Source organism: Rhodococcus sp. 06-235-1A (genome assembly GCF_002258785.1).
Classification (GTDB): Bacteria; Actinomycetota; Actinomycetes; order Mycobacteriales; family Mycobacteriaceae; genus Rhodococcoides.
The window spans coordinates 472,836-486,626 of the sequence record NZ_NOYI01000009.1 but is presented as its reverse complement, the minus strand read 5'-3'; the positions used below and the strand labels follow the sequence as shown (position 1 = coordinate 486,626).

The following is a 13,791-nucleotide window of genomic DNA, read 5'->3' as shown; positions in this document are numbered from 1 at the left end:
TGTACGCCAACGTAAGGGGTTTGTTCATGGTTGCCATCGGCACGTCCGATCTCGACATCTTTCCGCTCGCCCTCGGCGGGAACACCTTCGGCTGGACCAGCGACGAGGCTGCGTCCTTCGAGATTCTCGACGCCTTCACCGCCGGTGGGGGCAACTTCGTCGACACCGCCGACTCGTACTCGGCGTTCGCCGACGGTAACTCCGGGGGCGAATCCGAGACGATCATCGGTAACTGGACCACCGCCCGCGGCAACCGCGACGACGTCGTCATCGCCACCAAGGTCAGCCAACATCCCGAGTTCCGCGGGTTGGCCCCGGACAACATCCGAGCCGCCGCCGACGCGTCGCTGGCCCGGCTGCAGACCGACCGCATCGACGTCTACTACGCGCACTACGACGACGACAAGACTCCGCTCGTCGAGTCCCTCGCCGCGTTCGACGAGCTGGTCACGGCAGGTAAGGTTCGCTACGTTGCCATCTCGAACTACACCCCCGCGCGGGTTCGAGAGTGGCTCGAGCTGGCGAAAGCGAACGGGTTCGCCGCTCCGATCGCGCTGCAGCCGCACTACAACCTGGTCGCTCGCCGCGATTACGAGGGCGAACTGCAGACGCTGGCCGTCGAGAACGACCTCGGCGTGTTTCCCTACTTTTCCCTCGCCTCCGGATTCCTGACGGGTAAGTACCGCACCCGCGAGGACTTGGCCGGCAAACAGCGCGAGCGGTTGACCACGGGGTACTTCTCCGATGCCGGGCTCGATGTGGTGCAGGGTCTGCGTGAGATCGCCGAATCGCGATCCGCAGAGATTTCGAGCGTTGCGCTGGCGTGGCTGCTGGCACGTCCGGGCGTCACCGCGCCCATTGCCAGTGCGAGCAGAATTTCTCAGCTGCCCGCGTTGCTCGACGCACCGTCCTTGGCTCTGACCAGCCAGGAAGTCGAGAAGCTGACCGTCCTGTCCGACTCGGTGGCATAGAACACGAAAGTTGTAGTCAGCAACGGGAACAGAACAAGTGCCCCGGTTGCTGACTTTCGGGTGGCCCCAGCAACGAACACGTCAGCGAAGAACACGTCTGTGACCGACACCTCGGCACCCGACACCTCTGCCTCGGCCCTGTCGAGCACGACGACCGAGCCGACATCGCGGGAACGCCTGCGGGTGATTCTCGTACTCGGTGCGCTCATCGCCCTCGGGCCACTGACCATCGACATGTACCTGCCGGCGCTTCCGGCGATCGCCGACGACCTGAACACTCCGTCGTCCGCCGTGCAGCTCACCCTCGCCGGAACGCTGGTCGGACTCGCCCTCGGCCAACTCGTCATCGGGCCACTATCGGACATCGTCGGGCGACGGCTTCCCTTGATCGTCGGCACCGGGGTGCACATCCTCGCTTCCGTGGCGTGCATCGTGGCACCGAACATCGCCGTTCTCGGTGGCCTACGCGTGGTGCAGGGTCTCGGAGCTGCTGCCGCAGCGGTGGTGGCGATGGCCATCGTGCGTGATCTGTTCACCGGCCGCGCTGCCGCCACCGTGCTGTCGCGTCTGATGCTCGTCATGGGCGTCGCACCCGTACTGGCTCCGTCCCTCGGCGGTGCCGTGCTGCTGGTCGGATCATGGCGTCTCGTCTTCGCGGCGCTGGCGATCCTGGGCGTCGGCCTGATGACGTTGGCCATCGTGTCGCTGCGCGAGTCGTTGCCACCCGAGCGTCGTCGAGCCAGTGGCGTCATGCCGGTGTTGCGTACGTACCGCTCGCTGCTGCGTGACGCCCAGTTCGTCGTCCTCGTCCTGGTCGCCGCGCTGGCGATGTCGTCGCTGTTCGCCTACGTGGCCGGGTCGTCGTTCGTGCTGCAGGAGGAGTTCGGCCTGGACGAGCAGCAGTTCGCGATCGTCTTCGCCGCCGGCGCGATTTCCCTGATCGGTGCATCCCAGCTCAACGTCCTGCTGCTCGGACGCTTCGCACCGGTACAGATCGTGCTGTCGGCACTGTCGTTCGGCGTCGTCGCCGGAGGAGTCATGGTGGCGTTGGCGGTGACCGGGACCGGCGGTATGGCAGGTTTCGTCGTCCCTCTGTGGTTCGTGCTCGGGGCCGTCGGATTCGTGATGCCCAACGCACCTGCGCTCGCGCTGTCCCGGCACGGTGAGGCCGCAGGTGGTGCTGCTGCACTTCTCGGAGCGGCACAGTTCGGTCTCGGTGCCATCGTCGCCCCTGTCGTCGGCGCACTCGGAAACGATGCGGTGGCCGTGTCCACGACCATGGTCGTGACATCCGCTGCAGCACTGATCGCTCTGGGCGTCATCACCGCGCGGTCGTCTGCGCGGCAACCGGCCGAGGGACTTGCACCCACCCACTAGGGTGACCGCCATGACCGAACGCGAGCGCGATGCGCGCGGTAAACCCCTCAATGCCAGGCCTCGCGACGGTCTCGGGCGGCCTCTCGCCCGCGGTGGAAGCGGAACTCCCCGAGTGCCCGACGACGTACGGCTTCCGCCCGGCGCGGCTCTCGTCGAGGCGCAGAGGTTTCTCGATGCGAACATGCCGTTCCACGCACACGAAGTACTAGAGGGCACGTGGAAGAGCTGCCCGACCGACGAGCGCCCGTTGTGGCAGGGTCTCGCCCAGCTCGCCGTCGGGCTGACTCACCTCTTGCGCGGTAATCGCATCGGTGCCGCATCGCTGCTTCGGCAGGGACACGATCGCTTGATCGGCTTCGAAGCCGACCCTCCGCACAGTGTCGACGTCGGTGGCTTGCTGGCCTGGTCCGAAGGGCTGCTCGACGATCTGGAGACCGGAACCCTGCCGGTCTCCCCCGGCATTCCGATGCTGCGCGCCACCGGTCCGAGCCGGGGTGTGCTGGCACCCGATTCCGGCTCGAGCTAGCCTTGGAGAATTAGGTAAGGCTAGGACAATCTGCACCGGAAGTGGGGTTCCTCGGCGTGACCGTGTTCGCACCGCTGAGAGTCGCGCGACAGGGACTCTCGGGCGGGGAGACCATCAGCCCGGCTCAGCTCGGACGCACCCTGTGCACCGAGGTCGCCGAACAGGTTCCGTACTGGGTCGCCGTCCTGACACCGGCGGAGCGGCCGCTGCTCGCCGAGCAGTCCACGACATTCGAGCAGACCTCGGTGACGTTCCCGTTGCAGTACAGCGCACACCGGCACCGCGTCCTCCTGCTCGCAGCCCTCGGGTCGGCCATCTGCACCTGGCAGAGAAACAACCGACGCGGCTCCTCGGCCGGCGTGCTGGTCGACCTGGACCTCGAGGGCACTCGCGCAGTGCACCCGGTTCGTCTCCCCGCCGTTCACACCGACGTGCCCGCTCACTGCACGAACCTCGTCGACGATGTCTCGAGGAAACTGGACTCGGTGCCGAACGGCGGTCGCGACTACGCGCTCACCCGCAACTATCCCGCGCTCGCCTCACGTGCCGGGGCGCAGATCATCGTGCGTGACCACGCATCTGCTGAGCCGAACCGCGAGTACGCGATCGATGTCAGGATCACCGTCACCGATGCCGGCACCACGGCGGCACGAGTCCGCTGGGCCGGCGAACTGCAGGGGGTCGACGAGCTGATCCGGCTGTGGTCGGTAGCCGTCCACCACCTGACAACGGTGGCAGCCGCTGCTACAGGCTCTTCAGCAGCCTGACGTCGTCCTCGATGCCCTCGGGCGGAGTCTCGAGGATCACCGGCGCATCGGCGGCCAACGCGACGGCGGTCAGGATCTCGGCGTCGATGGTTCCGGTTCCGAGGTTCGCGTGCCGGTCCCGAGCCGAGTCGAACTCGTCCCGCGAATTGTTCAGGTGCACCAGATCGATTCGTCCAGTGATGGCCTTGATGCGATCGACGACGTCGACGAGATCCTCACCCCCGGCCCACGCATGGCAGGTGTCCAGGCAGAAGCCGGCACCGAACTCGCCGATCGCATCCCACAGACGAGCGATGTCGTCGAAGTGCCTGGCCATCGCGGAGTCGCCGCCCGCGGTGTTCTCGACGAAGATCGGAACGGCGAAGCCGCCCTGCTCGGCCTGTCGCTCGAAGAGCTTGCGCCAGTTGTCGATTCCCTTGGCAGTGTCCTCACCCTCGCGGACGTGACCGCCGTGGACGACCAGACCGATAGCCCCGATCTCGGCCGCAGCAGCGGCCTGTTCGACGACGGCCTTGCGGGACGGAATGCGGATTCGATTGTTCAGGCTCGCGACGTTGAGGACGTACGACGAGTGCACCACCACGTCGACGTCGCCGGTCAGCAACGCCTCGCCCTGTGGATGTGGGGTGAGCTTGTTCCACTTCTGCGGATCGGTGAGAAACATCTGGACGAGGTCGACACCGAGCGCCTCGGCCGTACCGAGAGGGTCGCTGCTGTCGCGAACGTGTGCTCCGATGCGCATGACGCCCATCATAGTGGTCATGTTCAGGGTCTCCCCTGATAGCGACCGCCGCCGAACACTGAAACACTGGAGCCCATGAGCGACATTGCCGCACGTGCGGTCGACGTATCGAAGGTCTACGGTTCCGGCGACACCCAGGTGCACGCACTGTCCGGGGTGAGCGTCGACTTCGCCCGCGGAGAATTCACGGCCATCATGGGACCGTCGGGTTCGGGCAAGTCCACACTGATGCACTGCCTCGCCGGGTTGGACAACGCATCCTCGGGCACGGTGACCATCGGCGACACCGAACTGACGGCGCTCTCCGACAAGGAGATGACCGGATTGCGCAGGGACCGAATCGGATTCGTGTTCCAGGCATTCAATCTGGTGCCGACACTGACGGCGCTGGAGAACATCACGTTGCCGCTCGACATCGCGGGCCGCGCACCGGACCAGGCATGGCTCGACACCGTGGTCGACAAATTGGGCCTGCGCGACCGCCTCGATCACCGCCCCAGCGAGCTGTCGGGCGGGCAGCAGCAGCGAGTGGCGTGCGCGCGTGCACTGGCCGGCCGACCCGACATAGTGTTCGGCGACGAGCCCACCGGCAACCTGGATTCTCGCTCGTCCGGCGAGGTGCTGTCGATTCTGCGCACTGCCGCAGACGAATTCGATCAGACCGTCGTCATCGTCACCCACGATCCACGCGCAGCCAGCTACGCCGACCGCGTCGTGTTTCTCGCCGACGGTGCCGTCATCGATCAGCTGAACTCGCCCACGGCAGACGCCGTACTCGAGCGAATGAAGAAGCTGGAGACGGTCCGATAATGGCGCATTCCGTTTCCAACAAACCTCCTCGACAAAAGCCGTCGGGCAATCCCATGCGCAAGGTGTCACTGAGAAACCTTGCCGCACACAAGGTTCGGTTGGCACTGACCGTGCTGTCCGTCGTGCTCGGCACCGCGTTCGTCGCGGGTTCGTTCGTCTTCACCGACACCCTGCAACGCACGTTCTCCTCGTTGTTCGCCGATACCGCACAGGGCGCAGACGTACGGGTGAGCCCGGAGGATGCCCGCTCGAGCGGGGTTCCCAACGAGGACATCGCCGCGATCTCGGCCCTGCCGAACGTGCGCGCCGTGTCGCCGTACGTCGGCGGACAGCTCGTGCTGCTCGGCTCCGACGGTGCCGCCGTGCAGTCCGGCGGCGCACCGACCATCGGTGAGTCGTACCTCCCGGACGACCAGCGCCTCGGAGACCCGACGACCTTCGTCGACGGATCGGCTCCCAGTACCCCGGGGCAGGTCGCGATCAACGCGGGCGGTGCCGAGCGCGCCGGACTGAAGGTGGGCGACGCCACCCAGGTGCTCGTGCCGTCCAAGGGCATCACCGACATCACGATCTCCGGAATCTATTCCACGGCAACCGAATCCGGTGGCTACATCGGAATCCAGTTTGTGCAGAGCCAGGCGAACGAGTTGTTCACCGACGGTGCGCACGTGCAGTACATCGATGTCGCGGGCAACGATCTCGCTGCGCAGGGACTCACACAGGGCGACCTTCGGGACGAAATCGCCGCAGCGCTACCAGGACTGAAAGTCCAGACGGCTGCGGACGTTCAGGCCGAAACTCAGGCCGAGGTGGAGTCGGCGCTCTCGTTCATCAACTACTTCCTGCTCGCGTTCGGCGGAATCGCACTGCTCGTGGGCACCTTCATCATCTACAACACGTTCTCGATGATCGTCGCCCAGCGAGTCCGTGAGCTGGCGTTGCTCCGTGCCATCGGAGCCAGCCGCGGCCAAGTCAGCCGATCGGTCGTGCTCGAAGCCCTCGTCGTCGGCATCATCGGCAGCATCCTCGGCTTCGCAGGGGGCGTCGGGCTGGCCTACGGCCTGCGCGCACTGCTCAACGCGTTCGATCTGGGTCTGCCGTCGGGGCCCCTGGCCCTCGAGCCCCGCACCGTCGTCGTCGCCTTCGCGGTCGGCATCCTCGTCACCGTGCTCAGCGCATACGCACCGGCGCGTCGAGCAGCCAAGATTCCGCCGGTCGCCGCGATGCGCGAGGAGTTCGCATCCGCAGGCGACACCCTGCGCACGCGAACATTCGTGGGTGTCGGGCTGGGAATCGCCGGCGCGGCCGCACTGGTCATCGGTGCGCAGTCGACCGGTGGCGCAGCCGCAGCGACCGTGGGTGCAGGTGCCGTCGCACTCATCGTGGCCACCGCTCTGGCCGCGCCGTCCCTGTCGCGGCCCATCGTCGGGGCGCTCGGTGCCGTCATCACCCGTCCGTTCGGAGCGATCGGACGCTTGGCCAGAACCAACTCCGTGCGCAACCCGCGTCGCACCGCGGCCACCGCGTTCGCGCTGATGCTCGGCCTCATGCTCGTCACTGTGATCGGTGTGCTCGGATCCACCGCAAAAGCCAGCGTCGATTCGCTCGTCGACACCGGCGTGGAGGCGGACTACATCCTCTCGGGCCCCCAGTCGATCGGCGTTCCCACCGGTGCCACCACGGCTGTGCAGCAGGTGAGTGGCGTGGACCGGACTGCGGTGCTGCATCCGGTGTTCGTGACGATCGCCGGGCAAGAGGAGTACGGTGCCGCAATCGACGGCTCACCCGAGGGGCTGCTCGATCTGTCGATGGTCCAGGGCACCGCGGATCTCGACAGCAACGGGTTCTCGGTATCGGAAACCGAATCGGCCAACCGCGGTTGGACCGTCGGAACCGAGGTCACCTTCGATACCGTCGACGGCGCGTCGGTCCCGGTGACGGTTACGGGAGTGTTCACCGACAATCCGCTGATCGGGAACTGGATCGTCTCGGGCGACATCTATCAGAAGGTGACGCCGTCCATCACCCGGTCGGACCTCCTGGTTCTCGTCAAGGCCGCACCCGGTACCGACCTGCAAACGCTGCGCACCGACCTCGAGGCCGCCACCAAGCCGTTCGTCGTCGTCCAGGTACAGGACGTCGAGGAGTTCAAGGGCAGCCAGGGCCAACAGATCGATACCTTGCTCGCGGTGCTGTACGGCTTGTTGGCACTGGCAGTCGTCATCGCGGTACTCGGTATCGTCAACACCCTTGCGCTGTCCGTCGTGGAGCGGCGTCGGGAGATAGGCATGCTGCGGGCAATAGGAATGCAGCGACCACAGGTCCGACGCATCATCTACCTCGAGTCGCTGCTCATCGCATTGTTCGGCGCGATCGTGGGCGTCATCCTCGGCATCGTGTTCGGGTGGGGATTCGTGCAGACCCTGCGTGACGAGGGCCTGGGCACCATGACGGTTCCGTGGGGGCAGGTGGTGTCGATGCTGTTCGGGTCCGCCGTGGTCGGAGTGTTGGCCGCATTGTGGCCCGCCGTGCGGGCCGCCCGCACGAAACCCTTGGAGGCCATCGCGGACGTCTAGTCCCGAGCGAACCAGACCGGGCATTCTGCAACGACACCGGATTGTTGCGGAATGTCCGGTTTTTGGGTTGCGTACAAAGGCGATGCCCGTCTACCTTTGGGTAGGTAAAACAGTCTTCAAGTAGGTTTGCTGGGTAAAAACCTACTCTGGTATCGCGGGTCGGGCTCGTGCAAGGAGAATCATGTCGATTCAAGGCATCGATGCGCCAACTCGTCTCTCGCTGGCTCCACTGTGTCGGCCCGAGCGGCGCGACACGCTGATGGATCGATATCGCGAGGTGGCGCATGCATTGCCCCACGCCGTCGCACTGTCCGCAGGTGCAACCTCACTCACCTACGACGAACTTCTCCACCGCGCGTACTCACTGGCACGCAAGATCGCCACACTCTTTCCCTCCGACTCTCGCCCGCTTGCCGTCGATACCGACGAAACTTCGACCTCGATCGTGTTGATGCTGGCAGTGATCGCCTCGGGGCACCCTCTCGTGCCGCTCGACCCCATGCTCCCCGCCGAGCGTCGCGCCACGATCATCGATCAAGCGGGAGCGGGTGCCATCGACTTCGCTACCGTGACGGCGACCATGGATTCGTGCATTCCTCTGCCCACGCTGTCGGGTGACCACACCGCGGTGATCAACTACACCTCAGGATCGACCGGCACCGCCAAAGGCGTGGTTCTCAGCCATCGCATGTGTCTGACGAAGGCATACGAGGTAGCGACCGCCTTGTCGATCGGCCCGCACGATCGCGTCGGGAACTCGTTGCCGATCAGCTTCGGTGCCGGATTGAACACGCTGTTCGCGGGGCTGCTCAGCGGTGCCGCGGTCCACTGCCGAGACCCTCGCTCCGGCGTCCCCACCGGCGTCGTCGACTGGATAGCCGCGAATTCGCTGACCACCCTGCATTGTTCGTCGTCATTGCTACGCGCCGTGTCCGCAGCCGATCACGGCCTCGCCGAACAAAAACCGGGCACGAGTGGGTCTGTGCCCACCCTGCGCGTCGTCACCACGTACGGGGAATCCCTGCATTCCGACGACGTCCACAGTTTCAGACGACAATTCGACGGTCGGGCCACGATGGTCAACTGGTACGCGACCACCGAAGCCGGTGCCGTCGCGTACAGCGAGTTCCGGCCGGAACGGGCACTGCCATCGGGCTTCCTGCCCGCCGGAAGGCCCATCCCGGGCAAGCTCGTCGAGATCGTCGCCGCCGACGGCTCGCTGTGCGAACCCGACACGATCGGCGAAGTCCGGGTCACCTCCACCTGCTTGGCCGACGGCTACCTCGGCGAATCCCGTTCGGATACCCAACGATTCGCCGCCCTCGGTGACGGCCTGTTCCGTTACCGCACCGGCGATCTGGGGCGACTCGACGCATACGGAACGCTGCACCTGGCCGGGCGAATCGACGACGCCGTCAAGGTCCGCGGATACCTGGTGGAGCCGGCCGAGATCGAGGCGGCTCTGCGCGCCATGCCGGAGATCGGTGACGCCGCAGTGATCGGTCGGCACTCCGGCACCGACACCGATCTCGTGGCGTACGTGTGCGCGGCCAGGTCCGGCAGACGACCCTCCGTCGGGGAGATCAGAGCGTCGCTGCGCCGGACGCTGCCGGAGTGGATGGTGCCCACGCACATCGTCGCTCTCGACTCGATGCCGCGCAACGAACGCGGCAAGCTCGATCGGGCGGCACTGCCCGAGCCTGCGATCCGCAGGACAGTCGAACTCGCTACAGGACCTACGGAGTTCATCGTCGCGGATGCCGTACGCAAGGCCCTCGGAATCGAGGTCGTGGGGCGCGACGAGGAATTCATCACGCTCGGCGCGACCTCGCTCGACACCATGCAGATCCTGACGCAGTTGAACACGGGCCTGAACATCGTGCTGACGGCCGAGGACATGTTCGGCAGCGGAACGGTTCGATCATTGGCGGCGGTCGTCGACCGTCGACTCCGTGATGTCGCACCCGAACGCCGGCGCACAGGGGCATACGACGTTCTGGTTCCGTTGCGTACCACCGGATCGAAGCCACCGATCTTCTTGGTCGGCGGAGCAGGCGTCGGCGCCATGGCGTTTCAGAGTCTCGTCCGTCATATCGATCCGGAGTTTCCGGTATATGCCCTTCAGGCGCGTGGACGGGGTCGACGCGGGCGTCCCGATCGGACCTTTCGGGCGTCTGCCCGGCGCTATGTGGATGCCATTCGGCAGGTCAACCCGGAAGGGCCGTACCACATCGTGGGTCACTCGCTCGGTGGCTGGATCGCGGTCGCCATGGCAGAGGAATTGCACGCCGCAGGCTTGGGCACTGCCGAAGTCCTGTTACTCGACACACGACTGTTCCGGTTTCTGCTGGACCGACTGCCAGGAGGTGCCGAACTTCCCGCTGCACCACAGCCACCGAACAGAGACGAAGCAGGAATGTCTCTGTCCAGGGCGCAGAACATCGCTCTGTGGATCCGCATGCAGTTCGCCGGGTTGTTGCGGTACCCCACGACCACGGAGTGGTTGGTTTTCGCCAGCATCGGGTACGTGGCCCTCGAGCGGCACGTCCCGACTCCGTGGTTCGGCCCGCTGTCCGTGGTCCGTACCAAGGACAATGTTCGCAATCTCGAATCGTGGCAGGCGCTGGCGACCGGCGATCTGAAGTTCGTCGACGTCGATGGAGACCATCAGGACATGCTGCGAGAGCCGATGGCCGAGAGGTTGGCGGAGATCATCGTCGAGACCTTCGAGTGCGACAGCTGATCCGCCGCGAGAACTGTCACCGTCGGCGATGAGCTTGTACGTTTGGGGAACGACCGCACTATCAGACAGGGAGGTCGACAATGAGTTCATCGTACGAGTTGCAGTCCGTGGAACTACACAAGGACATCCTGCGATACGTCGACACCGGAGACGGTCCGCCCGTGGTGCTCGTGCACGGTCTGCTCGGATCGCACCTGTCCTGGGACACACAGATCGAGCGACTGTCGCAGAAGTACCGGGTCATCGCCCCCGATCTGTTCGGGCACGGCGAGTCCGACAAGCCTTCCGGGGACTATTCGTTGAGCTCGCACTCGGCCACCATCCGCGATCTGATGGACCATCTGAAGATCGACTCGGCCCCGATGGTCGGTCACTCGCTCGGTGGCGGCATCATCATGCAGCTGACATACCTCTTCCCCGAACGGGTGGACCGCCTCGCCCTGGTCAGCAGCGGCGGGCTCGGCCCGGAAGTGAGCCTGTTGCTCAAGGCCGCCACGCTGCCCGGCAGCGAGCTGGTGCTGCCGCTGCTGGCGTCGGATTGGTTCCGCAAGAACACCGAGGGCGCACTGGCCCAGCTCGGTAGGTGGGGGTTGCCGGTCAAGCCCGGACCGAGCATGGCCGAGACCTGGCGATCGTTCCGGTCGGTAGCCGACCGCTCCACACGGGAAGCCTTTCTCGCGTCGACGAGAGCAGTGGTGGGCCCGCGCGGTCAGACCGTCAGCGCAAAACAGCATTTCGAGAAGTTCGAGTCGATCCCGTCGTTGCTCGTCTGGGGCGGTAAAGATCGAATGATCCCGGCCAAGCACGCGGACAACATCCGACGCGAGGTGCCCAACAGTCGCGTCGAGATCTTCCCCGACGCGGGTCACTTTCCACAGCTCGACGAGCCGGACTTCTTCTTCCGATTGCTGGACGAGTTCTTGGGTGCCAACGAAGTGGAGAAGGACACAACTGCGGAGATCACCCCAGCAGTCATGCCGCTGCAGCGCCCGTGAGCGTCATCCCGATGTTCCCGCTCGGCAGCGTGTTGCTTCCCGGCGAACGCTTGCCGCTGCACATCTTCGAGCCCCGCTACCAGGCCCTGGTGCACGATTGTCTGAAGCAGGACGATCCGAGCTTCGGCGTCGTTCTCATCGCTCGTGGACACGAGGCAGGCGGCGGAGATGTTCGGCACGATGTCGCCACCACCGCACACATCATCGGTCACGAGGCCATCGGTGACGGGAGATATCTCCTCGAGTGCGTCGGCGGCGACCGCATCCGAATCGACGCCTGGCTCCCCGACGATCCCTATCCTCTGGCCGACGTCCGACCGTGGCCCGACGAGGACGTGGAAGCGTTGATCGCCGATACGGAATTCGACGCGACCTGGGCGAAAGTGGAGGATCTGTACGAGCTGATCGGCCGGCTCGAATCGACGGAAACCGTTGCCACTCCTGGCTTTCCGGATTTTCTGAGTTTACCGATCTCGGCCGCCGAGAAGATCTGGTCCCTCGCAGCACTGATTCCGATGGGTCAGTCCGATCGACTCGACATCCTGTCTGCACCGGACGCCCGAGCCCGCAAGACCGCACTCGACGACGCCATCGAGAACGTCACGGCCGTGGTGCAATTCAGGCTGCAACCCTGACCTGACCCACAGACGAGATCAGGCCCGACATCACCGATGTCGGGCCTGACCTGTGTAGTAGCGGGGACAGGATTTGAACCTGCGACCTCTGGGTTATGAGCCCAGCGAGCTACCGAGCTGCTCCACCCCGCGCTGTGTGTTCACAACCGTACAGGCCATCTCGGCAGTCTCCCAATCGCCTGGTCAACCGCAGGCTCTACCGTTCTCGTTATGCCCACCGAGCCTTCCCCCGTTCTGTCCTTTCCCCACCCGGACGTCGCGCAGATCACATTGAGCAACCCACCGGTCAATGCACTGACGCGTCCGGCGACGCGCCGGCTGCGTGCCGTTCTACGACAACTGGCTCGGGACTCCGCGATCCGAGCGGTGGTTCTCACCGGCGAGCGGGTGTTCAGCGCCGGCTCGGACATCTCCGAGATGCCCGAGATGCAGAACGACGGCGACGTGCTGGCACGCAAGAGCACCCTCGAGAACTCCACGCTCGAGATGCTCGCCGAACTACCGCTACCCACGATCGCAGCGATCGACGGCTTCGCATTGGGCGGCGGCCTCGAGATGGCGTTGTGCTGCGACCTCGTCGTTGCCGACGCAGGGGCTCGGCTCGGGTTGCCCGAGATCGATCTCGGTGTGATTCCCAGCAGCGGCGGGTCGATGCGTGCGCTGCGGCGGGTGGGTCAGGCCCGCGCCGCCGAACTCGTGCTGCTCGGCGAGCCCGTATCGGCCGAGACCGCGCTGGAGTGGGGACTGATCAACCGGGTGGCCCCGCGCGGTGCGTCGCTGTCGGTTGCACTGGATCTCGCACGAGTGTTGGCCGACAAATCCCGCTCGGCCGTGCACGCGAACAAACGAGCACTCGCGCTCACGTTCGGGCAGTCGCCGCACGAACCGGCACGCCGGGCACTGCCGGTGTTCGAGGAAGCCTTCGAGTCGACGGACGGCCGGGAGGGTGTGCGCGCCTTTCTCGCGAAGGAGTCACCGAGGTTCCGGTAGCCCACGCTTCGCGAGAATCAGTGCGCCGGTAGCGATCTCCCATCCGATGATGGAGTACACCGAGATTCGCTCGAACGTTCCGCCGCCCAGGACGCCGGTGTCGGCGAGAAACAGGGCCAGACCGGCCAGGCCCACGACCCCGGCCGTGGCACTGCCCACCGTGTACCAGCGCGGTGCCCCGGCGCGGCCGCCGTACCGGCCCGCGGCCAGCAGCACCAGGTTGCCGCCGATGATCGCCATACCCGCACCTACCGCATGCGGCGTCGACGCCCCGTCGACCGAGGCATGGGCGAGCCCGACGACGATGCTGCCGACGCCGTGCACCACAGACGTACCGAGAACGATCCACCGCGCTCGACCCTCGAACAGCATCGACAATCCGAGGCCCGCCAGAACGAACAGCGTGCCGTCGACGACGAAGCCGGTGTTCATCACCGCATGCAGCGGTGAGATGGCCGGGATGCCGAGGTCACTGATGTTGTTGCGGGCGTAGCTGTACGGCCGGTCCGTCCAACCGAGTGCCGCACTGGCTTCGGCGGCCAGATAGGTCACCCCACCGACCAGAAAGGCTCCGGCGGCCAGGACCGTAGTTCTCTTCACCACTGCAGTATTCACTGCCTACTGCCTACTGCCCGATGAATCATTCCGCAGGCTCCACT

At 65.5% G+C, this 13,791-nt stretch carries 12 protein-coding genes and 1 tRNA gene; 10 read left to right on the top strand and 3 right to left on the bottom strand.

Annotation, left to right across the window (positions count from 1 at the left end):
• Nucleotides 1-26: 26 nt before the first annotated feature.
• The 4 genes from CH275_RS09160 (at nucleotide 27) to CH275_RS09145 (ending at nucleotide 3,641) form a co-directional block, all read left to right on the top strand.
• Nucleotides 27-971, top strand: a complete 945-nt coding sequence (locus CH275_RS09160) for an aldo/keto reductase (RefSeq protein ID WP_094677183.1) — start codon at nucleotides 27-29, stop codon at nucleotides 969-971.
• 99 nt (nucleotides 972-1,070) lie between these two features.
• Entirely contained in the window at nucleotides 1,071-2,348 is a 1,278-nt protein-coding gene (locus tag CH275_RS09155) for a multidrug effflux MFS transporter (RefSeq protein ID WP_373453693.1), read from the top strand.
• Nucleotides 2,349-2,358: 10 nt separating this feature from the next.
• A complete protein-coding gene (locus CH275_RS09150; protein ID WP_094677407.1) occupies nucleotides 2,359-2,874 on the top strand; it encodes a DUF309 domain-containing protein in 516 nt (171 codons plus the stop codon).
• Nucleotides 2,875-2,930: 56 nt separating this feature from the next.
• A complete protein-coding gene (locus CH275_RS09145; RefSeq protein ID WP_143546716.1) occupies nucleotides 2,931-3,641 on the top strand; it encodes a hypothetical protein in 711 nt (236 codons plus the stop codon).
• Here the strand turns inward: CH275_RS09145 and CH275_RS09140 are convergent.
• Nucleotides 3,619-4,383 carry a deoxyribonuclease IV gene (locus tag CH275_RS09140; protein WP_094677403.1) on the bottom strand — a complete coding sequence of 255 codons (765 nt, stop codon included), beginning with the start codon at nucleotides 4,381-4,383 and terminating at the stop codon, nucleotides 3,619-3,621. The two genes, CH275_RS09145 and CH275_RS09140, sit on opposite strands and share 23 nt — an antisense overlap.
• Before the next feature lie 75 nt (nucleotides 4,384-4,458).
• Between CH275_RS09140 and CH275_RS09135 the strand changes: the two genes are divergently transcribed.
• The 5 genes from CH275_RS09135 to CH275_RS09115 all read left to right on the top strand — a co-directional run bounded on the left by CH275_RS09135 (nucleotide 4,459) and on the right by CH275_RS09115 (nucleotide 12,142).
• Nucleotides 4,459-5,193 carry an ABC transporter ATP-binding protein gene (locus tag CH275_RS09135; RefSeq protein WP_094677179.1) on the top strand — a complete coding sequence of 245 codons (735 nt, stop codon included), beginning with the start codon at nucleotides 4,459-4,461 and terminating at the stop codon, nucleotides 5,191-5,193.
• 53 nt (nucleotides 5,194-5,246) lie between these two features.
• The gene (locus CH275_RS09130) at nucleotides 5,247-7,769 is read left to right on the top strand and encodes an ABC transporter permease (protein WP_094677177.1); all 2,523 of its coding nucleotides are present in this window, start codon (nucleotides 5,247-5,249) and stop codon (nucleotides 7,767-7,769) included.
• A gap of 181 nt (nucleotides 7,770-7,950) precedes the next feature.
• On the top strand, nucleotides 7,951-10,512 hold the full coding sequence (locus CH275_RS09125) for an alpha/beta fold hydrolase (protein ID WP_094677175.1): 2,562 nt from the start codon (nucleotides 7,951-7,953) through the stop codon (nucleotides 10,510-10,512).
• 80 nt (nucleotides 10,513-10,592) lie between these two features.
• Complete coding sequence (locus tag CH275_RS09120) at nucleotides 10,593-11,507, top strand: alpha/beta fold hydrolase (protein WP_094677173.1); 915 nt, start codon at nucleotides 10,593-10,595, stop codon at nucleotides 11,505-11,507.
• Entirely contained in the window at nucleotides 11,504-12,142 is a 639-nt protein-coding gene (locus tag CH275_RS09115; protein ID WP_094677171.1) for an LON peptidase substrate-binding domain-containing protein, read from the top strand. The genes CH275_RS09120 and CH275_RS09115 overlap by 4 nt, the downstream gene beginning before the upstream one ends.
• A 58-nt stretch (nucleotides 12,143-12,200) precedes the next feature.
• On the opposite strand, the gene CH275_RS09110 is transcribed toward CH275_RS09115, so the two are convergent.
• Nucleotides 12,201-12,274: transfer RNA gene (locus CH275_RS09110), tRNA-Met, on the bottom strand.
• A gap of 78 nt (nucleotides 12,275-12,352) precedes the next feature.
• On the opposite strand from CH275_RS09110, the gene CH275_RS09105 reads away from it, so the two are divergent.
• Nucleotides 12,353-13,132 carry an enoyl-CoA hydratase/isomerase family protein gene (locus tag CH275_RS09105; protein ID WP_094677169.1) on the top strand — a complete coding sequence of 260 codons (780 nt, stop codon included), beginning with the start codon at nucleotides 12,353-12,355 and terminating at the stop codon, nucleotides 13,130-13,132.
• On the opposite strand, the gene CH275_RS09100 is transcribed toward CH275_RS09105, so the two are convergent.
• Complete coding sequence (locus CH275_RS09100; protein ID WP_179276053.1) at nucleotides 13,115-13,732, bottom strand: DUF998 domain-containing protein; 618 nt, start codon at nucleotides 13,730-13,732, stop codon at nucleotides 13,115-13,117. The two genes, CH275_RS09105 and CH275_RS09100, sit on opposite strands and share 18 nt — an antisense overlap.
• Nucleotides 13,733-13,791: the final 59 nt, after the last annotated feature.

Excerpts from the sequence above, each read along its gene's own strand:
- CH275_RS09160 (WP_094677183.1), top strand. The coding sequence starts at position 27 with ATGGTTGCCATCGGCACGTCCGATCTCGACATCTTTCCGCTCGCCCTC.
- CH275_RS09150 (WP_094677407.1), top strand. The coding sequence starts at position 2,359 with ATGACCGAACGCGAGCGCGATGCGCGCGGTAAACCCCTCAATGCCAGG.
- CH275_RS09140 (WP_094677403.1), bottom strand. The coding sequence starts at position 4,383 with ATGCGCATCGGAGCACACGTTCGCGACAGCAGCGACCCTCTCGGTACG.
- CH275_RS09135 (WP_094677179.1), top strand. The coding sequence starts at position 4,459 with ATGAGCGACATTGCCGCACGTGCGGTCGACGTATCGAAGGTCTACGGT.
- CH275_RS09130 (WP_094677177.1), top strand. The coding sequence starts at position 5,247 with ATGCGCAAGGTGTCACTGAGAAACCTTGCCGCACACAAGGTTCGGTTG.
- CH275_RS09125 (WP_094677175.1), top strand. The coding sequence starts at position 7,951 with ATGTCGATTCAAGGCATCGATGCGCCAACTCGTCTCTCGCTGGCTCCA.
- CH275_RS09120 (WP_094677173.1), top strand. The coding sequence starts at position 10,593 with ATGAGTTCATCGTACGAGTTGCAGTCCGTGGAACTACACAAGGACATC.
- CH275_RS09105 (WP_094677169.1), top strand. The coding sequence starts at position 12,353 with ATGCCCACCGAGCCTTCCCCCGTTCTGTCCTTTCCCCACCCGGACGTC.